The organism is Anaerosinus sp., assembly GCF_965318445.1.
This window is the reverse complement of the sequence record NZ_CBDNNH010000010.1, coordinates 118,505-143,172: the sequence shown is the minus strand read 5'-3', so window position 1 is coordinate 143,172 and position 24,668 is coordinate 118,505. Positions and strand designations below refer to the sequence as shown.

Below are 24,668 nucleotides of genomic sequence, written 5' to 3'. Positions count from 1 at the left end.
TAATAATAGACGATTTAAAAAAAATAAAAAATAGAAATAAAAGGTATAATTTTCTGGATTTCTGTTATAATGAATTAATGACACACCACGCACCGTGTACTTAAAAATATTGATTAAATAAGTGTTGACAATGATTATTTCAAATGGTATTATATACGAGTGCCAGAAATGAGAAGAATCATCTGTGAAACACGGGAGTGAAAATTATGGCGCTTAATCGTTTGAAGAATGCGAATCGAGTTATTGGCATCAAGCAAGTCACAAAATCTATTAATAAAGATGTAGTAGAAAGTGTTTTTTTAGGAAATGATGCTGATGCGCGTGTAATTGTTCCGCTAAAAAAATTATGCGAAGCGAAAAATATTCTTTTTTCTGAAGAATATACGATGGCTGAACTTGGTGAAGCTTGCAAAATTGAAGTCGGGGCAGCGGCGGTCGCTATTCTAAAGTAATTTTGTTAAAAATTTCAACTCTTTTATAAATTGAGTTGAGGTTATTAAATAATGAATCTTTATTTTGAGGAAGGAGGTGCATGTATGCCTACAATTAGCCAATTAGTACGTAAAAGTAGAGAAAGTATGACTAAGAAATCCGCATCGCCAGCTTTGAAAGAATGTCCACAAAAGCGCGGTGTGTGTACGAGAGTATATACAACTACTCCTAAAAAACCTAACTCTGCATTAAGAAAAGTCGCAAGGGTTCGTTTAACTAATAGCATTGAAGTAACTGCATATATCCCTGGTATTGGTCACAATCTTCAGGAACATAGCGTTGTATTGATTAGAGGCGGCAGGGTAAAAGATTTACCAGGTGTTCGTTATCATATCGTTCGCGGTGCTTTAGATACTGCTGGCGTTCAAAATCGAATGCAAGGTAGATCTAAATACGGTGCGAAACGCGCTAAACAAAAAAAATAATTTGAAGATAATTTCCAATAGGAGGGGATTTATATGCCAAGAAAAGGTGCTGTACCAAAACGTGACGTGTTACCAGATCCGGTGTATAATTCCAAAGTCGTAACTAAGTTTATTAACAAAGTTATGTTATCTGGTAAAAAAAGCGTTGCAGAAAAAGTTGTTTATGATGCATTTGAAAGTATCAGAGCAAAAACTGGTAAAGATCCATTAGAAGTGTTTGAAACTGCTTTGAAAAATGTAATGCCAGTATTAGAAGTTCGTGCTCGTCGTGTCGGCGGTGCTAACTATCAAGTTCCAGTAGAAGTTCGTCCTGATCGTCGTATGACATTAGGTATTCGTTGGGTTGTGAACTACGCTAGACTACGTGGTGAAAAAACAATGAATGAAAGATTAGCTGCTGAATTAATGGATGCTGCGAATAATACAGGAGCAGCAATTAAGAAAAAAGAAGATACTCATAAGATGGCTGAAGCTAATAAAGCATTCGCTCATTATCGCTGGTAGTATCTAAATAGACTTTTATCTCTATACTTAATTAAGGAGCGATGTAATAGTGGGTAGACAGTTTCCACTTGAAAAGACTCGGAACATTGGTATTATGGCTCATATAGATGCCGGAAAAACCACTACTACTGAACGTATTCTGTTTTACACTGGGAAAGTGCACAAGATTGGTGAAACTCATGAAGGTGCGGCAACTATGGACTGGATGGCGCAGGAGCAAGAAAGAGGTATTACCATTACTTCTGCTGCTACTACTTGCCAATGGCTAGATCATCGCATTAATATCATTGACACACCAGGGCACGTGGACTTTACAGTTGAGGTAGAACGTTCGTTGAGAGTACTTGATGGTTCTGTTGCTGTATTCTGTGCAAAAGGTGGAGTTGAACCTCAATCTGAAACAGTATGGCGTCAAGCAGATAAATATCATGTTCCACGTATGGCTTACGTAAATAAAATGGATATCTTGGGTGCGGATTTTTACCGTGTTCTTGATATGATGAAAACTCGCTTAAATGCTAATCCGGTAGCACTTCAATTGCCAATCGGTTCTGAAGAAGATTTTATTGGTATGGTTGATTTGATTAAAATGGATGCTATCATCTATACAGATGAACTTGGCAAAGTGAGTGAAGAAGTTGCAATTCCTGATGAAATGAAGGAAAAAGCTGAAGAATATCGTCAAATCTTATTGGATGCTGTTGCAGAATCTGATGATGAGTTGATGATGAAATATCTTGAAGGTGAAGAATTAACAACAGAAGAAATTAAAGCAGCTATTCGTAAAGCTACAATTGATTGCAAAATGACTCCTGTTCTTTGTGGTTCTTCTTACAAGAATAAAGGTGTTCAACCGATGCTTGATGCAGTAATTGAATATATGCCATCTCCACTTGATATTCCAGCTATTAAAGGTGTTAATCCTGATAGTGGTGAAGAAGATCATCGTGAAGCTAGTGACGAGGTTCCGTTCTCTGCTTTAGCGTTTAAAATTATGGCTGACCCTTATGTTGGTAAATTGGCGTTCTTCCGTGTGTACTCTGGCATAATCGGTTCAGGTTCTTATGTGTTTAACTCCACAAAAGGCAAGAAAGAACGTATTGGTCGTATCTTACAAATGCATGCGAATCGTCGTGAAGAAATCGAAATGGTTTACAGTGGTGATATTGCGGCAGCCGTTGGTTTAAAAGATACTACAACAGGTGATACTCTTTGTGATGACAAAGCACCTATCATTTTAGAATCCATGGAATTCCCAGATCCTGTTATTTCGGTTGCTGTTGAACCAAAAACAAAAGCCGATCAGGAAAAAATGGGTATTGCACTTGCAAGACTTGCTGAGGAAGATCCTACATTCCGCATGGCTACAGACCAAGAAACTGGTCAATGTATCATTTCCGGTATGGGTGAACTTCATCTTGATATCATTGTTGACCGTATGCTTCGTGAATTTAAAGTGGATTGTAATGTAGGTAAGCCACAAGTTGCTTATCGTGAAACAATCCGTAAAACGGTTAAATCCGAAGGAAAATTTGTTCGCCAATCTGGTGGTCGTGGTCAATACGGTCATTGCTGGCTTGAACTTGTTCCTCAAGAGCCAGGTGCTGGCTTTAGCTTTGAAAATAAAGTTGTCGGTGGGGCGATTCCTAGAGAATATATTAGTCCAATCGAAGCTGGTGTAAAAGAAGCTATGGAAAACGGTGTTGTTGCTGGTTATCCAATGGTTGATATTAAAGTTATTGTTTATGATGGTTCTTATCATGATGTTGACTCTTCAGAAATGGCGTTCAAAATTGCTGGTTCCATGGGCTTTAGAGCTGGTGCTCAAAAAGCAACTCCAGTACTTTTGGAACCATATATGAAAGTTGAAGTTGTTGTTCCAGAAGAGTATATGGGCGATGTTATCGGTGATATCAACTCGAGACGTGGCCGTATAGAAGGAATGGAACCACGCGCAGGTGCTCAAGTAGTAAATGCATTCGTTCCACTTTCTGAAATGTTTGGTTACGCAACAGACCTACGTTCTAAAACACAAGGTCGTGGTAATTACTCCATGGAAATTTCACATTATGATGAAGTTCCTAAAAATATATCAGAAGCTATTACAGCTAAAAACAAAGGCGAATAAGGGAGGATTTTTTAACAATGGCAAAACAAAAGTTTGAAAGAAGTAAACCACATGTAAACATTGGTACAATTGGTCACGTTGACCATGGTAAAACTACTTTAACTGCTGCAATTACAAAAGTATTAGCAGAAAAAGGCGGCGCTGATTTCATGGATTACTCCATGATCGATAAAGCTCCAGAAGAAAGAGAACGTGGTATCACAATCAACACTTCCCACGTTGAGTATGAAACTGAAAAAAGACATTATGCTCACGTTGACTGCCCAGGCCATGCTGACTATGTAAAAAACATGATTACTGGTGCTGCACAAATGGATGGTGCTATCTTAGTTGTAAGTGCTGCTGATGGTCCTATGCCACAAACTCGTGAACATATTCTTCTTTCTCGTCAAGTAGGCGTACCTGCTATGGTTGTTTTCTTAAACAAAGCAGATATGGTTGATGATGAAGAACTTATGGAATTGGTAGAAATGGAAGTTCGCGAACTTCTTTCCAGCTATGACTTCCCTGGTGATGACATTCCTGTAATCACTGGTTCAGCTCTTAAAGCTCTTGAAGGTGATGCAACTTATACAGCTAAAATTTTTGAATTAATGGATGCTGTTGATGAATACATCCCAACTCCAGTTCGTGATACTGATAAAACTTTCTTAATGCCAGTCGAAGACGTTTTCACAATCACTGGTCGTGGTACAGTAGCAACTGGCCGTGTTGAACGTGGTGAAATCAAAGTTGGTGACGTAGTTGAAATCGTTGGTATGAACGATGAACCTAAATCTACTACTGTTACAGGTGTTGAAATGTTCCGTAAATTGTTAGACCAAGCTGTTGCTGGTGATAACATCGGTGCGTTACTTCGTGGGGTTGACCGTAAAGAAATCGAACGTGGTCAAGTACTTGCAAAACCAGGTTCCATTAAACCTCACACTAAATTCAAAGGTGAAGTTTACGTTTTATCCAAAGAAGAAGGCGGACGTCATACTCCTTTCTTCACTAACTATCGTCCACAGTTCTACTTCCGTACAACTGACGTTACTGGCGTAGTTAACTTACCAGAAGGTGTAGAAATGGTTATGCCTGGTGATAACATTCAAATGTCAATCGAACTTATCACTCCAATCGCTATTGAAGAAGGTCTTCGTTTCGCTATTCGTGAAGGTGGCCGTACAGTAGGCGCTGGCGTAGTAACTTCCATTGAAGCATAATTATAGTCTTAGCTTTATAGGGGCGACAGAAGTCGCCCCTATAAAAAAGGCTTTTGGTACCCCAAATGCGATGACGTGGAAGATTGCTTATCATTGATAAGGGAACTTGCGCGGAGAAATGTCCGTTCTAGAAAAGGGCGATAAGGAGGAAATTAAATTGCCAAAACAACAAAAAATTAGAATTCGTTTAAAAGCATATGACCATAAAGCACTTGATCAAAGCGCGGTGAAAATTGTTGAAACTGCAAAAAGAACAGGTGCAATGGTATCTGGTCCAATTCCACTACCTACGGAGAAAAAAATCTTTACAATCCTACGTTCTCCACATGTTAATAAAGACTCTCGTGAGCAATTTGAAATGCGCACACATAAACGTCTAATTGACATTTTAGAACCAACTTCCAAAACTGTAGATGCTTTAATGCGCTTAGATTTGCCAGCTGGTGTGGATATCGAGATTAAATTGTAAGAGGAGGTGGAATAAATGGCTAAAGCAATTATAGGTAAAAAACTTGGTATGACACAGATCTTTACTGAAGAAGGCAAAGTAGTTCCTGTAACTGTTGTTGAATCCGGTAAAAACTTTGTTGTTCAAAACAAAACTGTTGAAAACGATGGATATAATGCGGTACAATTAGGTTTTGGTACTGTTAAAGATAAAAAAGTTACGAAACCAATGAAAGGTCATTTCACTAAAGCTGGTGTAACTCCTGTAAAATTTATTCGTGAAATGCGCTTAACTGATGCTTCTGAATATAAAGTCGGTGATGTTATCGGCGTTGACATATTTAGTGCTGGTGAATTGATTGATGTAACTGGTACTGCAAAAGGTAAAGGCTTTGCTGGCGGTATCAAACGTCACAATTTCAGACGCGGACCTATGGGGCATGGCTCCAAGTCACATCGTGAACCAGGTTCAACTGGTGCAATGATCAGTGGTGGCGGCGGTAGAGTACTAAAAGGTAAAAAATTACCAGGCCGCATGGGTGCTCATAAAGTAACAATTCAACGTTTAAGCATTGTTAGAGTAGATGCTGAACGTAATTTAGTTTTAATTAAAGGTGCTATTCCTGGACCTAAGGGTAGCTTCGTAGTGATAAGAAATACTGTAAAACCTAAGAAATAAGCTCTTGTAGCTCGAAAGGAGGATGTGCTATATTATGCCTAAAGTAGCAGTCTATACAATCGCAGGCAAAGAGGCCGGCGAGTTAGAATTAAATGAAAGCGTATTTGGCGTAGAAGTGAATGAAGCTCTTGTTCATCAAGCTGTGGTAATGCAACTTGCAAGCCAACGTCTTGGTACTCATGCAACAAAAACTAGAGGTTTAGTACGTGGTGGTGGCCGTAAGCCTTGGAAACAAAAAGGTACAGGTCGTGCTCGTTCAGGAAGTACTCGTTCCCCAATTTGGGTAGGCGGTGGTACAGTTTTTGGACCAACACCTCGTTCTTATGCATTCAGAATGCCTCGCAAACAACGTCGTTTAGCAATTAAATGTGCGTTATCTTCAAAAGTACAAAATGGTGAATTAGTGGTAGTTGACAGCATTGATTTTGCAGCACCTAAAACTAAAAATGTTGTACAAATGATGAAAGATTTTGGCTTTGATAAGAAAGCTCTTATCATTACAGCTGATATGATTGAAAACGTGGAGAAATCTTCCCGTAATATTCCTGGTGTAAAAGCTATTAGTTCTTGTGGGCTTAATGTTTATGATATCTTAAATCATAATAAGCTTTTCATTACTAAAGATGCAGTTACCCGCATTGAGGAGGTACTTGCGTAATGGCAAATGCACGTGATATTTTAATCCGTCCACTTGTAACTGAAAAGTCCACTGCTTTAATGCAAGAAGGTAAATATACTTTCGTTGTAGCAAAGGGTGCTAACAAGATTGAAATCGGCGCAGCTGTCGAAGAAATCTTCAAAGTAAAAGTTGCAAGTGTAAACACAGTTCGTGTTTTAGGAAAAACAAAACGTATGGGGCGTACTCAAGGTAAACGCCCAGACTATAAAAAAGCTATTGTTAAACTTGCTCCAGGAGAAAGCATTGAATTCTTCGAGGGCGTATAATAGCTGATTTTTTGGAAAAGGAGGTAACCCAATGGCAGTAAAAAGTTTTAAACCATATTCTGCAGGTAGAAGATTTATGACAGTAGCTAGTTTCGATGAAGTTACTACTGATAAACCAGAAAAATCTCTTGTTGTATCGCTTAATAAAACTGGCGGTCGTAATCAACAAGGTCGTTTAACTGTAAGACATCAAGGCGGCGGTCATAAACGTCGTTATAGAATCATTGACTTCAAACGTAATAAGGATGGTATCGTTGCAAATGTTGCAACAATTGAATATGATCCTAATCGTTCAGCGCGTATTGCACTTTTAAACTACGTTGACGGTGAAAAACGTTATATCTTAGCTCCAAACGGTTTAAAAGTTGGAGATAAAGTTGTAAGTGGTCCTGATGCTGATATTAAACCAGGTAATGCATTACCTATTAAAAATATTCCAGTTGGTACTATGCTTCATAACATTGAGTTAAAAATCGGTAAAGGTGGACAGTTAGTTCGCTCTGCTGGTACAGGTGCTCAACTAATGGCGAAAGAGGGAGATTATGCACTGCTTCGTATGCCATCAGGTGAACTAAGAAAAGTTCACATCAACTGCCGTGCAACAATCGGTCAAGTTGGTAATCTTGAACATGAAAATATTACAATTGGTAAAGCAGGCCGTAATCGTTGGAAAGGCGTTCGCCCAGAAACCCGCGGTGTTGCAATGAACCCTAATGACCATCCACATGGTGGTGGTGAAGGCCGTAGCCCAGTTGGTCGTAAAAATCCAGTTACTAAATGGGGTAAATGTGCTATGGGTGCTAAAACTCGTCGTAAAAAAGCTTCTGACAAACTTATTGTTAAAGCTCGCACGAAATAATAAATAATTAAAACACATTTTATACGAGCAGCATCGCTGCCTTGCGAAAGGAGGATACATCGTTGTCAAGATCGATTAAAAAAGGACCTTATGTGCATGAAAGCGTAATGAAAAAAATTGACGCTATGAATGATGCTAATGAAAAAAAGGTTATAAAGACTTGGTCACGTAGTTCTACTATTCTTCCTAGTTTTGTTGGTCATACTATTGCAGTACATGACGGACGTAAACATGTACCTGTTTATGTAACAGAAGATATGGTAGGTCACAAACTTGGTGAATTCGCACCGACTCGTACATTTAAGGGTCATTCTGGCGAAGAAAGACGTACATCACTTAAGTAGTTTTGCCGAAAGGAGGCTAATCTGTGGAAGCTAAAGCAGTTGCAAAATATATTCGTATTACGCCTCGTAAAATTCGTATTGTCATGAACTTAATCCGTGGCAAAAACGTTGCAGAAGCGTTTGCGATTTTAAAATTCACACCAAAAGTTGGTGCTGATGTAATAGAAAAAGTGTTAGGCTCAGCGGTAGCAAATGCTGAACATAACTTTGATATGAATGTTGATAAATTATACGTTGCAGAAGCATATGTAGATCAAGGACCTACATTAAAACGCATTCATCCACGTTCCCGTGGGCAAGCGTTTAAAATCCTAAAACGTTCCAGTCATGTAACAGTTGTTGTAAAAGAAAGATAAGAAGGAGGGAAACGAATTGGGTCAAAAAGTTAATCCACATGGCTTACGTCTTGGTGTTGTAAAAACATGGGATGCTAAGTGGTATGCTGATAAAGATTATGCAAATAATTTGCATGAAGATATAAAAGTTCGTAAGTATTTGAAAGAATCACTTCGTACTGCGGGCGTATCAAGAATTGAAACTGAACGTGGACAAAATCGTTTAAAATTAACGATTCACACAGCGAAACCAGGTATGGTTATCGGTCGTGGCGGTTCAGGAATTGAAACTATTAAAAAAGGCTTAAAAAAATTAACAACTAAACACGTTGATATCAATATTGCTGAAATTAAACAACCTGATCTTGATTCAACATTAGTTGCTGAAAATATTGCAGCTCAATTAGAACGTCGTATTGCGTTCCGTCGTGCGATGAAGCAAGCTGTTGGTCGTACAATGCGTATGGGCGCGAAAGGTATTAAAGTAATGGTAGGCGGTCGTTTAGGCGGTGCTGAAATTGCAAGAAGTGAATCTTATCGTGAAGGTAGTATTCCACTTCATACTTTAAGAGCTGACATTGATTACGGTACTGCTGAAGCACATACAACTTACGGCTTAATTGGCGTAAAAGTATGGATCTTCAAAGGTGAAGTTTTACCAGAAGTAAAAAGACCTGCTGCTGCCGAAGTTGAAGGGAGCGAAGCATAATGTTATTACCAAAAAGAGTGAAACACCGTAAACAGTTCCGTGGTCGTATGAAAGGTAAAGCGCTAAGAGGTAACACAGTAAGTCATGGTGAATTTGGCTTACAAGCGCTTGAACCAGCATGGATTACAAATAGACAAATTGAAGCTGCACGTATTGCGATGACTCGTTACATCAAACGTGGTGGTAAAGTTTGGATTAAAATATTCCCTGATAAGCCTGTAACTGCAAAACCTGCTGAAACTCGTATGGGTAGTGGTAAAGGTTCACCTGAATACTGGGTAGCAGTAGTAAAACCAGGTCGTATCATGTTTGAAATGGATGGCGTTGCTGAAGAAGTAGCTAAAGAAGCTATGCGTCTTGCAGCACACAAACTTCCTATTAAAACAAAATTCGTAACAAAAGCACAATCAATAGCGCAGGCGAAAGCGCAAGCGGAGGGCGGTGAAGTAAATGAAGGTTAATGATATACGCGATATGAGTGCTGGTGAACTTAACCAAAAACTTGCTTCCCTAAAAGAAGAATTATTTAACCTCAGATTTCAACTTGCTACTGGTCAGCTTGAAAATCCAATGCGTATCAAAGAAGTAAAGAAAACGATTGCCCGTATTAAGACAATCCAACGTGAGCAAGAGTTAAAAGCTGAGCAAGCGTAAGGATTTCGACGGCTAGAATGATATGCAACGGAAGGAGGCTTTTTACATGAGTGAAAGAAATGAACGTAAAACTAGAATCGGTAAAGTTGTGAGCGACAAAATGGATAAAACAGTTGTAGTTGCTGTTGAAGATTTAGAGCAACATCCACTTTACAAAAAAGCAGTGAAAAAGACTGTAAAATTTAAAGCTCATGATGAAAACAATGACAGCCATATTGGCGATACTGTTGAAATCATGGAAACTCGTCCATTGTCGAAAGACAAACGTTGGAGAGTTATTGAAGTTCTTGAAAGAGCTAAATAAGAATACAACGACTTTTGTATTCTCTATGAATGGAAGAATTTCATAAAGGAGGGAAAACAATGATTCAACAACAAACAATGCTTAATGTTGGTGATAATACTGGTGCGAAAGAAATCATGTGCATTCGTGTGCTTGGTGGTTCTTACCGTAAATTTGCTAACATTGGTGACGTAATTGTAGCTGCAGTTAAATCCGCATCTCCAGGTGGTATGGTAAAAAAAGGTGATGTTGTTAAAGCTGTAGTTGTACGTTCTAAAAAAGGTTTACGTCGTCCTGACGGTTCTTATATTCGCTTTGATGAAAATGCTGCGGTAGTGATCAAAGATGATAAGACACCTAGAGGTACTCGTATATTTGGACCAGTAGCTAGAGAGTTGCGTGAAAAAGATTTCATGAAGATCGTATCCCTAGCTCCAGAAGTAATCTAAGGTAGGAGGTGCCTAGTTTGTCACAAAGTAAATTGCACGTAAAAAAAGGCGATACAGTTCTTGTTTTATCCGGCAAAGATAAAGGCAAACAAGCGAAAATCATTGAAGCATTACCGAAAAAAGCTAAGGTTGTTATTGAAGGCGTAAACAAAGTAAAACGTCATACAAAACCTAGCCAAAGTGCTCCACAAGGTGGCATCGTGGTAAAAGAAGCTCCAATGAGTGTTGCAAAAGTTATGTTGGTTTGTCCTGCATGCTCTAAAGCAACTCGTATTGCGAAAAAAGAATTAAATGGTAAATTCGTTCGCGCATGCAAAAAATGCGGCGAAATCGTTGATAAATAAGAAATGATGGAAAGGAGGTAACCTGTCAGTGGATAGACTGAAAGAGAAATACCTTAATGAAGTAGCTCCGGCTATGACTGAAAAGTTCGGATATAAAAACGTAATGGAAATTCCTAAAGTAGAAAAAATCGTAATTAACATGGGTGTTGGTGAGGCTGTAGGTAATCCTAAAGTTCTTGATTCAGCAGTAGCAGATTTAACTCTTATTTCTGGTCAAAAGCCAGTGCTTACTCGTGCTAAGAAATCTTTAGCTGCTTGGAAATTACGTCAAGGCATGCCAATTGGTGCGAAAGTAACACTTCGCGGTGAACGCATGTACAATTTCATGGATAAATTTATGAATGTTGCTCTTCCACGTGTGCGTGACTTCCGTGGTATCAGTGCAAAAGCATTCGATGGACGTGGAAATTACTCCATGGGTCTGAAAGAGCAATTAATTTTCCCTGAAATCGAGTATGACAAAATTGATAAAGTTCGTGGAATGAATATTATCATTGTAACAACTGCAAAAACAGACGAAGAAGCGAGAGAGCTTCTAAAATTAATGGGAATGCCATTTAGCGCGTAAAGGAGGTACTTATTGTGGCCAAAAAGGCGATGATTGAGAAATGGAATCGCGAACCTAAATTTAAAGTTCGTGCGTATAACAGATGTAAAATTTGCGGCCGTCCACATGGATTTATTCGTAAGTTTGAAATGTGCCGTATTTGTTTCAGAGAACAAAGCTACAAAGGTGCTATCCCTGGGGTAACCAAAGCTAGCTGGTAAACATTAACGGAAGGAGGATATCTACCTATGGTAATGACTGATCCAATTGCTGATATGCTGACTCGTTTGCGTAATGCAAATTCTGTATATCATGAGAAAGTAGAAATACCGGGATCAAAAATTAAAGAAGCAATTGCTAACATTTTAAAAGAAGAAGGCTTCATTAAAGATTTTGATTTCGTTTCTGACAATAAACAAGGTGTTATTCGCATTAGCCTGAAATATGGTCCTAATCGCGAAAAAGTAATCACTGGCATTAAACGTATTTCCAAACCTGGTTTACGTGTATATGCAAAAAGTGAGCAATTACCTCGTGTACTTGGTGGACTTGGGATCGCGATTGTTTCTACTTCAAAAGGAATGATGAGCGATAAGCAAGCTCGTCGCAATGGTCTTGGTGGCGAAGTAATCGCTTACGTTTGGTAATATAGTTTGTGTAGCTAGGAGGTGTACGAATGTCAAGAATTGGTAGAGCACCGATTGAGATTCCAGCTGGCGTAACAGTAAAAATGGAAGATAATACGGTGACTGTAAAGGGTCCAAAAGGCGAATTAACTCGCGCTTTTCATAAAGATATGATTATTGAAATTGAAGGTAACGTTCTTACAGTAAAACGTCCTTCCGATGTAAAAGAACATAGATCATTGCATGGTCTTACTCGCACATTAATCAATAATATGGTAATCGGCGTAACAACCGGTTTTACAAAAACTCTTGAAATCAATGGTGTTGGTTACAGAGCGGCGAAAGCTGGTAACAATGTAAACTTATCACTTGGTTTCTCTCATCCAGTAGTAGTTGAACCACCTAAAGGTATTACTTTAGATGTTCCTGCTCCAAATAAAATCATTGTATCCGGTATTAATAAAGAAGAAGTTGGCGCAATGGCAGCTAACATTCGTGGATACAGAGAACCAGAACCTTACAAAGGTAAAGGTATTAAATACGAAGGTGAAACTATTCGTCGTAAAGTTGGTAAAGCCGGCGGTAAAGGCAAGAAGTAATCTTTAAGTGAAAGGAGTGACTAACTTGCTTCTTAAAGCAGATAAAAATAAAGCTCGTCAAAAACGTCATTTAAGAGTACGTAAAAATATTTCTGGTACAGCTCAAAAACCACGTTTAAACGTGTTCCGTAGCTTAAGTAATGTTTATGCGCAAATCATTGATGATGTGAATGGTGTAACTTTAGTTGCAGCAAGTTCTAAAGATAAAGATTTAGCATTGAACTATGGCGGAAATATCGAAGCTGCAAAAGCAGTTGGTGCAGCAGTTGCAAAACGCGCATTAGAAAAAGGTATTGAAGATGTAGTTTTTGATCGTGGTGGTTATATCTATCATGGTAGAATTAAAGCATTAGCAGAGGCAGCTCGTGAAGCTGGACTAAAATTCTAAAAGTTTTAAAAAAGGAGGTAAATTATGGCCAGAATAGACTACACTTCTCTAGAATTACAAGAGAAAGTTGTTTATATCAACAGAGTTGCTAAAGTTGTAAAAGGCGGACGTCGTTTTTCATTCAGCGCACTTGTTGTTGTTGGAGATGGGAATGGTCACGTTGGTGCTGGTTTAGGTAAAGCTGGCGAAGTTCCTGAAGCAATTAGAAAAGGCATCGAAGATGCTAAGAAAAATCTTATTAACGTATCGTTAGTAGGAAGAACAATTCCACATGAAATTATCGGTGTATTTGGTGCAGGTCGCGTACTTTTAAAACCTGCTGCTGAAGGTACTGGAGTTATTGCTGGTGGTCCTGCACGTGCCGTGCTTGAACTTGCTGGTATCCATAACATCCTAACTAAATCACTTGGTTCATCTAATCCTAATAACATGGTTCGTGCAACGTTAAAAGGTTTAGAACAATTGAAAAAAGCTGAATTAGTAGCTGAACTTCGTGGTAAAACTGTTCAAGAACTTTTGGGTTAAGGAGGAATTTTTGATGGCAAAACTAAAAATCACTCTTACCAGAAGCCTGATCGGCAGACCTGAAAAACAAAGAGCTACTGTTAAGGCTTTAGGTTTAAGAAAAATCAATTCATCAGTAGAACAAGAAGATAATGCGGTGATTCGCGGCATGGTTCATAAAATTGAACATCTTGTTACAGTTGAAGAATTGCAAGACTAAGTTCAAGGAGGTGCTATGCATGAAATTACACGAATTAGCTCCAGCGCCTGGATCTAAAAAAGTACGTACCCGTGTTGGTCGTGGTTTAGGTTCTGGCTTAGGTAAAACATCCGGTAGAGGTCATAAAGGACAAAATGCTCGTTCTGGTGGTGGCGTTCGTACAGGATTTGAAGGCGGTCAAATGCCGATTTACCGTAGATTACCAAAACGTGGATTTACTAATATTTTTGGGAAAGAATATGCAGAAGTGAATGTTGCTGATTTAAATCGTTTTGAAGACGGTGCTGAAGTAACACCAGTAACTTTAATTGAAGCTGGTATTCTTAAAAATGTACGTGATGGCGTGCGTATTTTAGGTAACGGCGAATTAACAAAGAAATTAACTGTAATCGCTAACGGCTTTACAAAATCCGCTGAAGCAAAGATCACTGCAGCTGGCGGAAAAGTCGAGGTGATCTAAGGTGCTTTCGGCCCTGTCAAATATACTCAAGATAACTGAGCTCAGACAAAAAATCGTATTCACACTGACGATGTTTGCTATCTTCAGACTAGGAACTCATATTCCTGTTCCGGGTGTTGATGCGAGTGTAATCGAAAAATTGTTCACGAGCGGCAACCTTTTTGGCCTTTTGGATTTATTTTCCGGTGGTGCTTTAAGTAAATTCTCAGTATTTGCGATGAGTATTACACCTTATATCAATGCTTCGATTATTATGCAATTATTAACAGTAGTTGTACCACAATTAGAGCAATGGTCTAAGGAAGGAGTAGAAGGGCGAAAGAAGATTACCCGTATTACTCGGTATGCAACTGTTTTTTTAGCTTTTATTCAAGCGATTGGTATGGCTTATGGATTAAAAGCTGCGATCATAAATCCAGGGTTCGCGTCAATTCTTTTAATAGCAATTACGCTTACAGCTGGTACTACATTTTTGATGTGGATTGGTGAACAGATTACTGAAAAAGGCATCGGTAATGGGATATCTCTTATTATCTTTGCTGGTATAGTTTCAAGATTGCCTGAAGGGGTAATGCACATTTGGCAGTACTTACAAGCAGGCGCAATTAATTTATTCAATGTTTTATTGTTTGCAATTATTGCAATTGCGATGATTGTATTTGTAATTGCAATACAACAAGGTCAACGTCGCATTCCTGTACAATATGCAAAACGTGTCGTTGGTCGCAAAATGTATGGTGGTCATTCAACACACATTCCGCTTAAAGTAAATCAAGCGGGTGTTATTCCAATAATCTTTGCGTCATCCGTGCTGATGTTTCCAGTAACTATTGCCCAGTTTATTGATATTGGATGGGTAAAAACAATTGCGGGATATTTTGCGTGGGGAACTCCACTTCAAACAGTGCTTTATGCGCTTATGATTATTTTCTTCACGTATTTCTATACTGCGGTTACTGTAAATATATCGGATATGGCAGAGAATCTGAAAAAATACGGTGGTTTTATTCCGGGATTACGTCCTGGCAAGCCAACGGCAGAATATTTAGACCGCGTTATGACCAGAATTACTCTCGCTGGAGCAGTTTTCCTTGCTTTAATCGCAATCTTACCAAACTTTATCGCGGCTGTTACAAATATTGATGGGGTTTATTTTGGTGGTACTGCCCTACTGATCATTGTCGGTGTAGCACTTGATACGATGAAGCAAATTGAGGCTATGGTCTTAATGCGTCACTATCAAGGATTCATGAAGTAGGGAGGAAATCGAATGTATATCCTATTAATGGGCCCTCCGGGTGCTGGTAAAGGTACTCAGGCGGCTATGTTAGTTGAAAAGTTTACAATCCCTCATATTTCTACAGGAGATATGTTTAGGGCTGCGGTAAGTGAAGGAACTGAGCTGGGTAAACAAGCAAAAGCATGTATGGATGCTGGTCAATTGGTTCCGGATAGCATAACTATCGGTATTGTAAAAGAACGTCTGGCAAAACCAGACTGTCAAAATGGTTTTATTCTTGATGGTTTTCCACGTACTATTGAGCAAGCGGATGCACTTGATAACACGCTTGAAGAACTAAAGATAAAACTTGATCGCGTGATAAACATCAGTGTTCCGGCTGAAGATTTAATCAGCCGGGCAACTGGACGCCGTATTTGTAAGAACTGTGGTGCTACTTACCATGTTACTTATAAGCCTACTCAAGTAGAAGGTAAATGCGATACATGTGGCGGAGAAACATATCAACGAGCTGATGATAGCGAAGCTACCATGACAAAACGTCTTTCGGTTTATGCTCAGCAGACTAAACCGTTAGTGGAATACTATCAAGATAGAGGTTTATATACTGAAATCGACGGTAGGCAGGCAATTGATAAAGTTCTTACCGATATTGTTGCTAGCTTGAGGAGCGAATAGGATGATCATCCTAAAGTCTGATCGAGAAATTGACTACATGCGTGATGCTGGTAAGATTGTAGCACAAACGCTGGTTGAGATTCAGAACGCTGTTAAGCCGGGAGTTAGTACACTCGAGCTTGATAAAATCGCCGAGAAATATATAATAAGCTGCGGAGCAATTCCCGCTTTTAAAGGCTATGGTGGTTTTCCAGCGACAATTTGTTCATCAATTAATGAAGAAGTTGTTCATGGAATCCCTGGTTTAAAAAAGTTAAAAAATGGAGATAATGTCAGTATTGATGTTGGTGCGGTAATTAATGGTTATAATGGTGACTCGGCTGTGACTTTTCCAGTTGGTGAAGTTACAGATGAGATGCAGGAACTATTAAATGTTACCGAGCAGTCTTTATACAAGGGTATTGAACAAGCAATTGATGGTAATCGTCTCGGAGATATATCTAATGCTGTTCAAACATGCGCCGAAAAACATAGTTACGGAATCGTCCGTGACTATGTGGGGCATGGAATTGGCAGAAAAATGCATGAAGATCCTCAGATACCGAATTTCGGTGCTGCTGGTCGCGGACCACGGTTGAAAGCTGGTATGGCATTAGCGATAGAGCCGATGATTAATTTAGGAACTCACGAAGTAAAGACATTACATGATGGATGGACGGTTGTAACAAAAGATAAAAAGCCTTCGGCACATTTCGAGCATACAATCGTTGTTACTGATGGTAAGCCCGAGATTTTAACAAAACGCTGAGGTGATCTAAAAAGTGAAGAGCGTTTATCCTATATCATTAGGTCAGAAAGTCGAAAGCATTACCGGTCGTGATGCAAATAAGATTTATCTGGTTGTCGCAATAAAAGGGAAGGAAGTATTTCTCGCTAATGGCAGAGAAAGAAAACTTGCCAATCCAAAGAAAAAAAATATTCGGCATGTCAAAGTTTACAAGTGGATTGCTGAGGCTGTGGCTGATAAATTTGCAAGTAACAAAAAAGTTACGGATGAAGATATTCGCCTAGCTATCGTCAAGTGCACATCGGATAATTTGTGACAAGCGGACGAGGAGGGAGAGATCTCATGTCCAAGCAAGACGTAATTGAGGTTGAAGGAAAAGTACTTGAAGCATTGCCAAACGCAATGTTCCAAGTTGAATTAGAAAATGGTCATGTTGTATTGGCACATGTTTCAGGTAAAATTCGGATGAATTTTATTCGTATCTTACCTGGTGATAAAGTTACAATTGAGCTTACGCCATATGATTTAAAACGTGGCCGTATAACCTACCGTTTCAAATAGTCTTTTTGATGTCTGGTGCAAACAGGCATCAGGCAAGTAAATTGACAATGTAAGAAAAGGGGGCATAAACGCAATGAAAGTTAGACCGTCGGTTAAACCTATTTGTGAGAAATGCAAAGTAATTAAACGTAAGGGTCACGTAATGGTGATTTGCGAGAATCCCAAACATAAACAAAAACAAGGTTAGGAGGTGCTTATTATATGGCACGTATTGCCGGAGTAGATTTACCTCGTGATAAGAGAATCGAAATCGCTTTAACATACATTTTTGGTATCGGTCTTACAACTTCAAAAGAGATTTTAGCAGCTACTGGTATTAATCCTGATACTCGTACTCGTGATTTAACTGAAGATGAAGTTGCAAAACTTCGTGAGATCATCGATAAAAATTATAGAGTAGAAGGCGACTTACGTCGTGAAATTTCTTTAAATATTAAACGTTTAGTTGAAATTGGTTGCTATCGTGGTAGAAGACATCGTATGGGTCTTCCTGTTAGAGGTCAAAAAACTAAAACTAATGCGCGTACTCGTAAAGGTCCAAAAAGAGCTGTTGGCGCTAAAAAGAAAAAGTAAGGGAGGGTTAAGCATTGGTAGCTAAAAAAGTTGCTCGTCCAAAAAGAAGAGAACGTAAAAATATCGAGCATGGTATTGCTCATATTCGTTCTACTTTTAACAATACAATCGTAACGATTACGGATACAAAAGGAAATGCACTTTCTTGGGCAAGTGCAGGCGGACTTGGTTTTAGAGGTTCCAGAAAAAGCACACCATTTGCTGCGCAAATGGCAGCTGAAGTAGCAGCAAAAGCCGCTATGGAGCATGGTCTTAAACAAGTAGAAGTATTTGTAAAAGGTCCTGGATCAGGTCGTGAAGCTGCAATCAGATCATTACAAGCGACTGGATTGGAAGTTAACTTAATTAAAGATGTTACTCCAATTCCTCATAATGGATGTCGCCCACCAAAACGTAGAAGAGTTTAATAGGAGGTGCAAAATAGATGGCAATAGATAGAGTTCCTGCTCTTAAAAGATGTAGAGCACTTGGAATTGAACCAGCTGTAGTTGGATTAAGTAAAGAATCCAAACGTCAACCAAGACGTGCTGGCAAAAAAATGAGTGAATACGGAATCCAATTAAGAGAAAAACAAAAAGCAAAATTCATTTATGGTGTTTTAGAAAAACCATTTAGAGCTTATTATGATAAAGCGAAAAAAATGCCTGGTATTACTGGTGAAAACCTACTTGGTCTTTTAGAAAGAAGATTAGATAACGTTGTTTATCGTTTAGGATTAGCTGCTACTCGCAGACAATCCCGCCAATTAGTTTCTCATGGTCATATCCTAGTAAATGGCAAGCGCCTTGATATTCCATCCGCTTTAGTAAGAGTTGGCGATGTGATTTCAATTAAAGAATCCAGTCGTGCAAACGAATTCTTTAAAGGTCTTGCAGAATCATTTGATTCTTTAAGTACACCAGCTTGGCTTACTGTAGATGCGCAAAACTTAGGCGGTACAGTAACAAGATTCCCTAATCGTGATGAAATTGATGTACCTATCGAAGAACAAATGATCATTGAATTGTACTCCAGATAAGCTGCCCTCACCCGTGGGCATAGCGTAACTTGGTATTGCGCATAAATGAGGAGGGTTATTCCAGATGATCGAAATCGAAAAGCCGAAGATTGAGATAGTGGAAATTAGTGAAGACAATCGTTATGGCAAATTTGTCTGCGAACCGTTAGAGCGTGGTTATGGAACTACACTTGGCAATAGTTTGCGCCGAATCTTGTTATCATCCTTGCAAGGTGCAGCTGTTACATCAGTTAGGATTGAAGGAGTTCTTCATGAATTTTCTACTGTGCCAGGTGTTCGGGAAGACGTTACTAACATCATTTTAAATTTAAAATCACTTTGCCTAAAAACATACTGTGAAGAGCCAAAAGTAATCAGAATTGATGTAAGCGGTGAAAAAAACGTTACTGCAGCTGATATCATCACTGATGCGGATGTAGAAATTTTAAATCCTGAATTACACATTGCTACAGTAGATGCCAGCGGTTCACTGAAAATGGAACTTACCGTTGAACGTGGCCGCGGCTATGTCCCTTCCGATAAGAATAAAAAACCTGATCATGTCATTGGGATTATTCCTATCGATTCAATTTTTTCGCCAATTCAGAGGGTTAACTATACGGTAACAGATACTCGTGTGGGTAACGTCACAGATTACGACAAATTAACTTTGGAAGTATGGACTGACGGTAGTATGAGACCGGAAGAAGCAGTTAGTAAAGCTGCAAGCATTATGATTGCTCATCTTAGACTATTCCAGAACATGGCCGGAGTTCCTCAAGAAGACGAAGAAACTGAAGGAACATTTACTGAACCAGCGGAAAGTGCTGTTTCTAAAACTTTAGAAATGACAATTGAAGATTTGGATTTATCAGTTCGTTCCTACAATTGCTTAAAAAGAGCTGGCATTAACACAGTTGCTGAATTAGCTCAAAAGAGTGAAGAAGATATGATGAAAGTGAGAAACCTTGGTCGCAAGTCTCTTGAAGAAGTTAAGAAAAAACTTGATGAGCTAGAATTATCACTTGTTGAATTTGAAGAATAGGAGGAGGGAAGAGAATGGGCTACAGAAAATTAGGCCGTGATTCAAGCGCACGTAAAGCATTATTTCGTAGTATTTTGACTTCCTTCTTTAAATATGAGCGTATTGAAACTACTGAAGCGAAAGCAAAAGAAATTAGTGGTCTTGCAGATCAACTAATTACTTTGGCTAAGCGTGGCGACTTACATGCTCGCCGTCAAGTTTTAGCACGTCTTATGGACGAAGAAGTTGTGAAAAAACTATTTGATGAAATTGCACCTAAATACAATGAACGCCAAGGTGGTTACACTCGTGTACTAAAACTTGGTCCTCGTCGCGGTGATGCTGCGCCGATGGCAATTCTTGAATTAGTGTAATAAGTATTTAATGAGGCGACCTTGAAGGTCGCCTTTATTGACGGTTAAAACTTTTAATCGTCAATAAAGGCGATTTTTTGTATAAGAAGGCTTACTTAGTCTATTAAATAATTATAAAGAACTAAGTAAGATGCAAAAGATTTTTATATATTATTTAGAATAATCCCCTGCAGGTTTAGGAGGAAACAAAGACCTTTAGGCTGTGTATCCATTTTCAATGGAGATTTAAATCTTGCTGAACTATATTTGTTAATCTGAGAGGTGAATGATGAAAAACATAATAGAAGTTAAAAATTTAAGTCATATTTATCATGAGAATACAGGAAATGAATTTATTGCTTTGCATGATATTAATTTAAATGTACATGAAGGGGAATTTTTAGTTATTATTGGTACGAATGGTTCAGGAAAATCGACATTGGCAAAACATTTTAACGCACTGCTTATGCCCTCCAATGGTACTTGTAAAGTAGATGGATTAGATACTAAATCATCAGAAGATTTATGGAAAATAAGACAGAAGGTAGGAATGGTTTTTCAAAATCCAGATAATCAGATTGTTGCAGCAATTGTTGAAGAGGATATTGCTTTTGGTCCAGAAAATCTAGGGGTTCCAAGTGATGAAATAAAAGCACGTGTCACAAAAGCATTGAAGCAGGTAGGGATGGAATCTTATCGAAGTCATGCACCACATTTATTATCAGGCGGACAAAAACAACGTGTCGCGATTGCTGGAACTTTGGCTATGCAAACGGAGTGTCTTGTACTTGATGAGCCAACAGCGATGTTAGATCCACAAGGACGTTCAGAAGTATTAGAAACATTAAAAAATTTACATAAAGAATCAGGCATTACAATTATTTTAATTACACATTTTATGGAAGAAGCTGTAGAAGCAGATCGTGTTATTGTTATGGAAAAAGGAAGTATTTGTATGCAAGGGAATCCTGTACAAGTTTTTTCAGAAGTAGAAAAATTGCAAGAGTTAGGATTAGATGTCCCTTTAGCAGCGCAAATCGTATATAAACTAAGAAAAAAAGGAATAGATATTCCACAAAATATTATTACAGATAAAGCTTTGGTGGAGGCATTATGTCAATACAATTAAACAATGTATCTTACACTTATATGGCAAGGACACCTTTTGAGAAACAAGCAATTAAGAATATCAATCTTGAAATAAAAAAGGGTGAGTTTGTTGCGATTATTGGGCATACTGGTTCTGGAAAATCTACACTTGTACAGCATTTAAATGGGCTATTAAAGCCGACAAATGGTTCCATTACAATTGATGAAATAGTTCTTGGTAAAAAAGATGAAAAATCTAAATTGGCGAGAAAAAAGGTTGGCATGGTATTTCAGTATCCAGAACATCAATTATTTGAAGAGACGATTTATGCGGATATCGCTTTTGGTCCTAAAAATTTGGGATTGGGTAAAAAAGAAATTGATAAGCGTGTCCGCCGTGCTATGAATTTTGTTAATCTTGATTACGATATGTACAAGGAGCGTTCTCCATTTCAGCTTAGTGGGGGGCAGATGAGGCGTGTAGCAATTGCTGGAGTTGTTGCGTTACAGCCAGATTATTTAGTCCTTGATGAACCAGCAGCAGGGCTAGACCCATGTGGACGAGATGCAATTTTCAATAAAATTGTTGAATTACATAAAAAGACTGGGATAGCAGTTATTTTAGTATCACATAATATGGATGATGTAGCAAAGATGGCCTCTAGACTTATCGTGATGAAATCAGGTGAAGTAGCAGCCGATGGTAAACCGGCAGATGTATTTAAAGAAACAGAAACGTTAGTAAATACTGGTCTTGACATACCGCAAATTATATCGCTTATGCGTGCTTTAGAAAAACGAGGACTTCCTGTTAATACGGATGTATTAACAATAAATCAAGCTGTAGATACCATTTTATCGGCTTTAAGGGGGAAAAATCATGCTAAGTGATATAATCATAGGTCAATATTTCCCGGGGAATTCTTTTTTATATAAACTTGATCCGAGAACAAAAATTCTTCAGTTACTTGCTTTGATTAGCATAATCTTTATGATGCATTCATTTTCTGCATATAGTCTTTTAATTGCTTTTACAGCATTTATTATTATTTTGTCGCGGTTACCGATAATTATGTTGTTAAAATCAATAAAGCCTCTTTTATGGATTATAGTATTCACGATACTTATCCATTTAATTTCTACACCGGGAATCACAGTATGGACTATAGGATTTTTGTCGATTACGCAAGAAGGTATTGTGCAGGCTGCACTTATTTCAATTCGATTAATTTTACTGATTGTATTATCTTCTATATTAACCTTGACGACATCTCCTCTGGCCTTAACGGATGGACTTGAGAGCTTATTAAATCCATTGAAAAAATTTGGAGTGCCTGCTCATGAATTGGCAATGATGATGACGATTGCACTTAGATTTATTCCGACGTTGTTAGAAGAAACGGATCGAATAATGAAAGCGCAAGAATCTAGAGGTGCAGACTTTACCACAGGTTCTTTAAAAAAGCGTGTGCAACATATGATTCCATTATTAGTCCCTTTATTTATTAGTGCTTTTCGCCGTGCTGATGATCTGGCAACAGCAATGGAAGCTCGTTGTTATCGTGGTGGAGAGAATAGGACGCGAATGAAAGAACTAAAATTGAAATGTATTGATTACATATCTTATGGGATTATGGTAATTTTTTTTGGAGTATTAATTTTACTAAATATGTGTGGGTATTAGTATGGTTGACTTATCAATGAAATTAAAAGAAAATGCGAGGAATGTCATGTTAGTTCTTGCCTATGATGGAGGACGATATCATGGCTTTCAGCGGCAGAAAAATGCTATATCAGTACAAAATATTTTAGAACAGAAGCTAGCTGTTCTATTTGGTCATACAATTGAGCTTGCAGCGTCGGGAAGAACAGATACAGGTGTACATGCTTATGGACAAGTTGTCAATTTTTTTACTATAGGTACAATTCCTATTGATCGTGTGGTAAAAGCAATCAATAGCTTATTACCTGACGATATTGTAGTACAAAAGGCAAGAGAAATGGATATGGAGTTTAGTGCAAGGCATTCGGCAAAAGATAAAACTTATATTTATCGAGTACAGCAGGGAGAGTTGTTAGATCCATTTTTACGTAATTACACTTGGTTTGTTAAAAAGAGCCTCAATATTGATTTAATGAATCAAGCATTGGCAATGCTCGTTGGGGAACATGATTTTTCGGCTTTTCAAGCAGCTGGCAGTGCACCTATGCATCCAGTTCGGACGATTTATCGTGCAGATTGTGAAAAGCAAAATAATGAAATTATTTTTACTTTTTGGGGAAATGGTTTTCTCTATCATATGGTGCGTAATATTGTTGGAACAATTGTTAATGTGGGATTAGAAAAAACCTCAATTGAAAAATTTAGAGAAATTTTTTACTCAAAGGATCGAAAGAAAGCAGGTGCGACGGCACCTGCACAAGGACTTTATTTAAAAGAAGTGAACTATTGACAAGAAAATGTGGATAAAAGCGATTAGATTTCCCAAAGAGTTAAAAACTATTTTAATTAAGTCTTATTTTATGCAAAAATATAATGATTTTTTTTAATAAAGGCTATACAAGAGGATTCTAGACTGGTATAATATTTCGTGTTGTTAATTATCCACAAGAAGTATGTGGATAAGATTTGGGCAGATTGAGTAGATTAGAGAAGTTGGATGAATTGAAAACTTTGTTAAAAAAGTAAAAATAGCTTGACTTTACTTGCTATTTTTATTAAAATGACTCTATGAGGCTTTTACCAAGTTCCCACTAGCCCCGGGAATACGGACAAATCTTCACAACGATTATGAATTGTATGAAAGTTTGTTACAAGGAGGGAAATATCGAATGAAAACAACGTTTATGGCAAACGTATCAAACATTGAACGTAAATGGTACGTAGTAGACGCTGAAGGTCAAACTGTAGGTAGATTAGCTGCTGAAGTTGCGAAAGTGCTTCGCGGTAAACATAAACCGACTTTTACACCTCATGTTGATACTGGTGATCATGTCATCGTTATCAATGCAGATAAAGTAGTATTCACTGGTAAAAAATTAATCCAAAAAACTTATTTCCGTCATTCGGGTTATCCAGGAGGAACTACATTTACAACAGCTGGCAAGATGCTAGCAACAAGACCTGAGAGAGTCGTAGAAATGGCTGTTAAAGGTATGTTACCAAAAAATAGACTTGGTGCAAAAATGTACACTAAATTAAATGTATACGCTGGTTCTGAGCATCCACATGCTGCTCAACAGCCGGAAGTACTTAATTTAAATATTAGATAATAACTGG

42 protein-coding genes are annotated in these 24,668 nt (G+C 38.2%); all 42 read left to right on the top strand.

The window, feature by feature from the left end:
• The first annotated feature begins 206 nt into the window (after positions 1-206).
• The 42 genes from ACWZFG_RS05585 (at position 207) to rplM (ending at position 24,661) form a co-directional block, all read left to right on the top strand.
• Positions 207-452, top strand: a complete 246-nt coding sequence (locus ACWZFG_RS05585) for a ribosomal L7Ae/L30e/S12e/Gadd45 family protein (RefSeq protein WP_177504478.1) — start codon at positions 207-209, stop codon at positions 450-452.
• Between the two features lie 84 nt (positions 453-536).
• Positions 537-917, top strand: a complete 381-nt coding sequence (gene rpsL / locus ACWZFG_RS05580; RefSeq protein WP_177504476.1) for a 30S ribosomal protein S12 — start codon at positions 537-539, stop codon at positions 915-917.
• Between the two features lie 33 nt (positions 918-950).
• A complete protein-coding gene (rpsG, locus tag ACWZFG_RS05575) occupies positions 951-1,421 on the top strand; it encodes a 30S ribosomal protein S7 (RefSeq protein ID WP_147670310.1) in 471 nt (156 codons plus the stop codon).
• 49 nt (positions 1,422-1,470) lie between these two features.
• Complete coding sequence (gene fusA, locus ACWZFG_RS05570) at positions 1,471-3,549, top strand: elongation factor G (RefSeq protein WP_177504473.1); 2,079 nt, start codon at positions 1,471-1,473, stop codon at positions 3,547-3,549.
• 17 nt (positions 3,550-3,566) lie between these two features.
• Positions 3,567-4,754, top strand: a complete 1,188-nt coding sequence (tuf, locus tag ACWZFG_RS05565) for an elongation factor Tu (protein WP_177504471.1) — start codon at positions 3,567-3,569, stop codon at positions 4,752-4,754.
• Positions 4,755-4,911: 157 nt separating this feature from the next.
• On the top strand, positions 4,912-5,223 hold the full coding sequence (rpsJ, locus tag ACWZFG_RS05560) for a 30S ribosomal protein S10 (RefSeq protein ID WP_309320343.1): 312 nt from the start codon (positions 4,912-4,914) through the stop codon (positions 5,221-5,223).
• 15 nt (positions 5,224-5,238) lie between these two features.
• Positions 5,239-5,880 carry a 50S ribosomal protein L3 gene (gene rplC / locus ACWZFG_RS05555; protein WP_147670318.1) on the top strand — a complete coding sequence of 214 codons (642 nt, stop codon included), beginning with the start codon at positions 5,239-5,241 and terminating at the stop codon, positions 5,878-5,880.
• 34 nt (positions 5,881-5,914) lie between these two features.
• Complete coding sequence (gene rplD, locus ACWZFG_RS05550; RefSeq protein WP_147670320.1) at positions 5,915-6,538, top strand: 50S ribosomal protein L4; 624 nt, start codon at positions 5,915-5,917, stop codon at positions 6,536-6,538.
• Positions 6,538-6,825 (top strand): 50S ribosomal protein L23, encoded by a 288-nt coding sequence (rplW, locus tag ACWZFG_RS05545; RefSeq protein ID WP_147670322.1) that lies wholly within the window; start codon positions 6,538-6,540, stop codon positions 6,823-6,825. Before rplD ends, rplW begins: the two co-directional genes overlap by 1 nt.
• A 31-nt stretch (positions 6,826-6,856) precedes the next feature.
• Positions 6,857-7,684, top strand: coding sequence for a 50S ribosomal protein L2 (rplB, locus tag ACWZFG_RS05540; RefSeq protein ID WP_177504469.1), 828 nt, complete (start codon positions 6,857-6,859; stop codon positions 7,682-7,684).
• Positions 7,685-7,746: 62 nt separating this feature from the next.
• Positions 7,747-8,028, top strand: a complete 282-nt coding sequence (rpsS, locus tag ACWZFG_RS05535; RefSeq protein ID WP_177504467.1) for a 30S ribosomal protein S19 — start codon at positions 7,747-7,749, stop codon at positions 8,026-8,028.
• Between the two features lie 23 nt (positions 8,029-8,051).
• The gene (rplV, locus tag ACWZFG_RS05530) at positions 8,052-8,384 is read left to right on the top strand and encodes a 50S ribosomal protein L22 (RefSeq protein WP_147670328.1); all 333 of its coding nucleotides are present in this window, start codon (positions 8,052-8,054) and stop codon (positions 8,382-8,384) included.
• Positions 8,385-8,400: 16 nt separating this feature from the next.
• Positions 8,401-9,072, top strand: a complete 672-nt coding sequence (rpsC, locus tag ACWZFG_RS05525; RefSeq protein ID WP_177504465.1) for a 30S ribosomal protein S3 — start codon at positions 8,401-8,403, stop codon at positions 9,070-9,072.
• Positions 9,072-9,533 (top strand): 50S ribosomal protein L16, encoded by a 462-nt coding sequence (rplP, locus tag ACWZFG_RS05520; protein ID WP_147670332.1) that lies wholly within the window; start codon positions 9,072-9,074, stop codon positions 9,531-9,533. Before rpsC ends, rplP begins: the two co-directional genes overlap by 1 nt.
• On the top strand, positions 9,523-9,726 hold the full coding sequence (gene rpmC / locus ACWZFG_RS05515) for a 50S ribosomal protein L29 (protein ID WP_147670335.1): 204 nt from the start codon (positions 9,523-9,525) through the stop codon (positions 9,724-9,726). Before rplP ends, rpmC begins: the two co-directional genes overlap by 11 nt.
• A gap of 46 nt (positions 9,727-9,772) precedes the next feature.
• On the top strand, positions 9,773-10,030 hold the full coding sequence (gene rpsQ, locus ACWZFG_RS05510) for a 30S ribosomal protein S17 (RefSeq protein WP_147670337.1): 258 nt from the start codon (positions 9,773-9,775) through the stop codon (positions 10,028-10,030).
• Between the two features lie 59 nt (positions 10,031-10,089).
• On the top strand, positions 10,090-10,458 hold the full coding sequence (rplN, locus tag ACWZFG_RS05505) for a 50S ribosomal protein L14 (RefSeq protein ID WP_147670339.1): 369 nt from the start codon (positions 10,090-10,092) through the stop codon (positions 10,456-10,458).
• 17 nt (positions 10,459-10,475) lie between these two features.
• The gene (gene rplX, locus ACWZFG_RS05500) at positions 10,476-10,802 is read left to right on the top strand and encodes a 50S ribosomal protein L24 (protein WP_418627329.1); all 327 of its coding nucleotides are present in this window, start codon (positions 10,476-10,478) and stop codon (positions 10,800-10,802) included.
• 28 nt (positions 10,803-10,830) lie between these two features.
• Positions 10,831-11,370: a 50S ribosomal protein L5 gene (gene rplE / locus ACWZFG_RS05495; RefSeq protein ID WP_147670343.1), complete on the top strand. Its 540-nt coding sequence runs from the start codon at positions 10,831-10,833 to the stop codon at positions 11,368-11,370.
• Positions 11,371-11,384: 14 nt separating this feature from the next.
• Entirely contained in the window at positions 11,385-11,570 is a 186-nt protein-coding gene (locus ACWZFG_RS05490) for a type Z 30S ribosomal protein S14 (protein ID WP_147670345.1), read from the top strand.
• A 27-nt stretch (positions 11,571-11,597) separates the two neighbouring features.
• On the top strand, positions 11,598-11,996 hold the full coding sequence (gene rpsH / locus ACWZFG_RS05485; protein WP_147670347.1) for a 30S ribosomal protein S8: 399 nt from the start codon (positions 11,598-11,600) through the stop codon (positions 11,994-11,996).
• 29 nt (positions 11,997-12,025) lie between these two features.
• On the top strand, positions 12,026-12,574 hold the full coding sequence (gene rplF, locus ACWZFG_RS05480) for a 50S ribosomal protein L6 (protein ID WP_147670349.1): 549 nt from the start codon (positions 12,026-12,028) through the stop codon (positions 12,572-12,574).
• Positions 12,575-12,599: 25 nt separating this feature from the next.
• Entirely contained in the window at positions 12,600-12,962 is a 363-nt protein-coding gene (rplR, locus tag ACWZFG_RS05475; protein WP_147670351.1) for a 50S ribosomal protein L18, read from the top strand.
• A 24-nt stretch (positions 12,963-12,986) separates the two neighbouring features.
• Complete coding sequence (gene rpsE, locus ACWZFG_RS05470) at positions 12,987-13,487, top strand: 30S ribosomal protein S5 (RefSeq protein WP_418627330.1); 501 nt, start codon at positions 12,987-12,989, stop codon at positions 13,485-13,487.
• Positions 13,488-13,500: 13 nt separating this feature from the next.
• Entirely contained in the window at positions 13,501-13,686 is a 186-nt protein-coding gene (rpmD, locus tag ACWZFG_RS05465) for a 50S ribosomal protein L30 (RefSeq protein ID WP_147670355.1), read from the top strand.
• A 19-nt stretch (positions 13,687-13,705) separates the two neighbouring features.
• Complete coding sequence (rplO, locus tag ACWZFG_RS05460) at positions 13,706-14,146, top strand: 50S ribosomal protein L15 (protein WP_177504460.1); 441 nt, start codon at positions 13,706-13,708, stop codon at positions 14,144-14,146.
• Position 14,147: 1 nt separating this feature from the next.
• Positions 14,148-15,404 carry a preprotein translocase subunit SecY gene (gene secY / locus ACWZFG_RS05455; RefSeq protein ID WP_177504458.1) on the top strand — a complete coding sequence of 419 codons (1,257 nt, stop codon included), beginning with the start codon at positions 14,148-14,150 and terminating at the stop codon, positions 15,402-15,404.
• 12 nt (positions 15,405-15,416) lie between these two features.
• Positions 15,417-16,064: an adenylate kinase gene (locus ACWZFG_RS05450; RefSeq protein WP_147670359.1), complete on the top strand. Its 648-nt coding sequence runs from the start codon at positions 15,417-15,419 to the stop codon at positions 16,062-16,064.
• 1 nt (position 16,065) lies between these two features.
• Positions 16,066-16,812, top strand: coding sequence for a type I methionyl aminopeptidase (gene map, locus ACWZFG_RS05445; RefSeq protein ID WP_147670362.1), 747 nt, complete (start codon positions 16,066-16,068; stop codon positions 16,810-16,812).
• A gap of 13 nt (positions 16,813-16,825) precedes the next feature.
• Entirely contained in the window at positions 16,826-17,107 is a 282-nt protein-coding gene (locus tag ACWZFG_RS05440) for a KOW domain-containing RNA-binding protein (protein ID WP_147670364.1), read from the top strand.
• A gap of 26 nt (positions 17,108-17,133) precedes the next feature.
• Entirely contained in the window at positions 17,134-17,352 is a 219-nt protein-coding gene (infA, locus tag ACWZFG_RS05435; RefSeq protein ID WP_147670366.1) for a translation initiation factor IF-1, read from the top strand.
• A gap of 73 nt (positions 17,353-17,425) precedes the next feature.
• Positions 17,426-17,539 carry a 50S ribosomal protein L36 gene (gene rpmJ / locus ACWZFG_RS05430; RefSeq protein WP_004092858.1) on the top strand — a complete coding sequence of 38 codons (114 nt, stop codon included), beginning with the start codon at positions 17,426-17,428 and terminating at the stop codon, positions 17,537-17,539.
• Positions 17,540-17,553: 14 nt separating this feature from the next.
• Positions 17,554-17,925: a 30S ribosomal protein S13 gene (rpsM, locus tag ACWZFG_RS05425; RefSeq protein WP_147670368.1), complete on the top strand. Its 372-nt coding sequence runs from the start codon at positions 17,554-17,556 to the stop codon at positions 17,923-17,925.
• Positions 17,926-17,939: 14 nt separating this feature from the next.
• Positions 17,940-18,332, top strand: a complete 393-nt coding sequence (rpsK, locus tag ACWZFG_RS05420) for a 30S ribosomal protein S11 (RefSeq protein WP_110955714.1) — start codon at positions 17,940-17,942, stop codon at positions 18,330-18,332.
• Between the two features lie 17 nt (positions 18,333-18,349).
• Positions 18,350-18,943 carry a 30S ribosomal protein S4 gene (rpsD, locus tag ACWZFG_RS05415; protein ID WP_147670370.1) on the top strand — a complete coding sequence of 198 codons (594 nt, stop codon included), beginning with the start codon at positions 18,350-18,352 and terminating at the stop codon, positions 18,941-18,943.
• 64 nt (positions 18,944-19,007) lie between these two features.
• Positions 19,008-19,967 carry a DNA-directed RNA polymerase subunit alpha gene (locus ACWZFG_RS05410; RefSeq protein WP_147670372.1) on the top strand — a complete coding sequence of 320 codons (960 nt, stop codon included), beginning with the start codon at positions 19,008-19,010 and terminating at the stop codon, positions 19,965-19,967.
• A gap of 14 nt (positions 19,968-19,981) precedes the next feature.
• Positions 19,982-20,320 (top strand): 50S ribosomal protein L17, encoded by a 339-nt coding sequence (gene rplQ, locus ACWZFG_RS05405; protein ID WP_147670374.1) that lies wholly within the window; start codon positions 19,982-19,984, stop codon positions 20,318-20,320.
• Positions 20,321-20,588: 268 nt separating this feature from the next.
• Positions 20,589-21,428, top strand: a complete 840-nt coding sequence (locus ACWZFG_RS05400; RefSeq protein ID WP_147670376.1) for an energy-coupling factor transporter ATPase — start codon at positions 20,589-20,591, stop codon at positions 21,426-21,428.
• The gene (locus tag ACWZFG_RS05395) at positions 21,413-22,279 is read left to right on the top strand and encodes an energy-coupling factor transporter ATPase (protein WP_177504456.1); all 867 of its coding nucleotides are present in this window, start codon (positions 21,413-21,415) and stop codon (positions 22,277-22,279) included. Before ACWZFG_RS05400 ends, ACWZFG_RS05395 begins: the two co-directional genes overlap by 16 nt.
• Positions 22,269-23,072 carry an energy-coupling factor transporter transmembrane component T family protein gene (locus tag ACWZFG_RS05390; protein ID WP_177504454.1) on the top strand — a complete coding sequence of 268 codons (804 nt, stop codon included), beginning with the start codon at positions 22,269-22,271 and terminating at the stop codon, positions 23,070-23,072. The genes ACWZFG_RS05395 and ACWZFG_RS05390 overlap by 11 nt, the downstream gene beginning before the upstream one ends.
• Position 23,073: 1 nt before the next feature.
• Positions 23,074-23,841 (top strand): tRNA pseudouridine(38-40) synthase TruA, encoded by a 768-nt coding sequence (gene truA / locus ACWZFG_RS05385; RefSeq protein ID WP_177504452.1) that lies wholly within the window; start codon positions 23,074-23,076, stop codon positions 23,839-23,841.
• 379 nt (positions 23,842-24,220) lie between these two features.
• A complete protein-coding gene (gene rplM / locus ACWZFG_RS05380; RefSeq protein WP_147670385.1) occupies positions 24,221-24,661 on the top strand; it encodes a 50S ribosomal protein L13 in 441 nt (146 codons plus the stop codon).
• The last annotated feature ends 7 nt before the right edge of the window (positions 24,662-24,668 follow it).

Excerpts from the sequence above, each read along its gene's own strand:
- ACWZFG_RS05585 (WP_177504478.1), top strand. The coding sequence starts at position 207 with ATGGCGCTTAATCGTTTGAAGAATGCGAATCGAGTTATTGGCATCAAG.
- rpsL (WP_177504476.1), top strand. The coding sequence starts at position 537 with ATGCCTACAATTAGCCAATTAGTACGTAAAAGTAGAGAAAGTATGACT.
- rpsG (WP_147670310.1), top strand. The coding sequence starts at position 951 with ATGCCAAGAAAAGGTGCTGTACCAAAACGTGACGTGTTACCAGATCCG.
- tuf (WP_177504471.1), top strand. The coding sequence starts at position 3,567 with ATGGCAAAACAAAAGTTTGAAAGAAGTAAACCACATGTAAACATTGGT.
- rplC (WP_147670318.1), top strand. The coding sequence starts at position 5,239 with ATGGCTAAAGCAATTATAGGTAAAAAACTTGGTATGACACAGATCTTT.
- rplD (WP_147670320.1), top strand. The coding sequence starts at position 5,915 with ATGCCTAAAGTAGCAGTCTATACAATCGCAGGCAAAGAGGCCGGCGAG.
- rplW (WP_147670322.1), top strand. The coding sequence starts at position 6,538 with ATGGCAAATGCACGTGATATTTTAATCCGTCCACTTGTAACTGAAAAG.
- rplB (WP_177504469.1), top strand. The coding sequence starts at position 6,857 with ATGGCAGTAAAAAGTTTTAAACCATATTCTGCAGGTAGAAGATTTATG.
- rplP (WP_147670332.1), top strand. The coding sequence starts at position 9,072 with ATGTTATTACCAAAAAGAGTGAAACACCGTAAACAGTTCCGTGGTCGT.
- rpmC (WP_147670335.1), top strand. The coding sequence starts at position 9,523 with ATGAAGGTTAATGATATACGCGATATGAGTGCTGGTGAACTTAACCAA.
- rpsQ (WP_147670337.1), top strand. The coding sequence starts at position 9,773 with ATGAGTGAAAGAAATGAACGTAAAACTAGAATCGGTAAAGTTGTGAGC.
- rplN (WP_147670339.1), top strand. The coding sequence starts at position 10,090 with ATGATTCAACAACAAACAATGCTTAATGTTGGTGATAATACTGGTGCG.
- rpsH (WP_147670347.1), top strand. The coding sequence starts at position 11,598 with ATGGTAATGACTGATCCAATTGCTGATATGCTGACTCGTTTGCGTAAT.
- rplF (WP_147670349.1), top strand. The coding sequence starts at position 12,026 with ATGTCAAGAATTGGTAGAGCACCGATTGAGATTCCAGCTGGCGTAACA.
- rpsE (WP_418627330.1), top strand. The coding sequence starts at position 12,987 with ATGGCCAGAATAGACTACACTTCTCTAGAATTACAAGAGAAAGTTGTT.
- rpmD (WP_147670355.1), top strand. The coding sequence starts at position 13,501 with ATGGCAAAACTAAAAATCACTCTTACCAGAAGCCTGATCGGCAGACCT.
- rplO (WP_177504460.1), top strand. The coding sequence starts at position 13,706 with ATGAAATTACACGAATTAGCTCCAGCGCCTGGATCTAAAAAAGTACGT.
- ACWZFG_RS05450 (WP_147670359.1), top strand. The coding sequence starts at position 15,417 with ATGTATATCCTATTAATGGGCCCTCCGGGTGCTGGTAAAGGTACTCAG.
- map (WP_147670362.1), top strand. The coding sequence starts at position 16,066 with ATGATCATCCTAAAGTCTGATCGAGAAATTGACTACATGCGTGATGCT.
- infA (WP_147670366.1), top strand. The coding sequence starts at position 17,134 with ATGTCCAAGCAAGACGTAATTGAGGTTGAAGGAAAAGTACTTGAAGCA.
- rpmJ (WP_004092858.1), top strand. The coding sequence starts at position 17,426 with ATGAAAGTTAGACCGTCGGTTAAACCTATTTGTGAGAAATGCAAAGTA.
- rpsM (WP_147670368.1), top strand. The coding sequence starts at position 17,554 with ATGGCACGTATTGCCGGAGTAGATTTACCTCGTGATAAGAGAATCGAA.
- rpsD (WP_147670370.1), top strand. The coding sequence starts at position 18,350 with ATGGCAATAGATAGAGTTCCTGCTCTTAAAAGATGTAGAGCACTTGGA.
- ACWZFG_RS05410 (WP_147670372.1), top strand. The coding sequence starts at position 19,008 with ATGATCGAAATCGAAAAGCCGAAGATTGAGATAGTGGAAATTAGTGAA.
- rplQ (WP_147670374.1), top strand. The coding sequence starts at position 19,982 with ATGGGCTACAGAAAATTAGGCCGTGATTCAAGCGCACGTAAAGCATTA.
- ACWZFG_RS05400 (WP_147670376.1), top strand. The coding sequence starts at position 20,589 with ATGAAAAACATAATAGAAGTTAAAAATTTAAGTCATATTTATCATGAG.
- ACWZFG_RS05395 (WP_177504456.1), top strand. The coding sequence starts at position 21,413 with ATGTCAATACAATTAAACAATGTATCTTACACTTATATGGCAAGGACA.
- ACWZFG_RS05390 (WP_177504454.1), top strand. The coding sequence starts at position 22,269 with ATGCTAAGTGATATAATCATAGGTCAATATTTCCCGGGGAATTCTTTT.
- truA (WP_177504452.1), top strand. The coding sequence starts at position 23,074 with ATGGTTGACTTATCAATGAAATTAAAAGAAAATGCGAGGAATGTCATG.
- rplM (WP_147670385.1), top strand. The coding sequence starts at position 24,221 with ATGAAAACAACGTTTATGGCAAACGTATCAAACATTGAACGTAAATGG.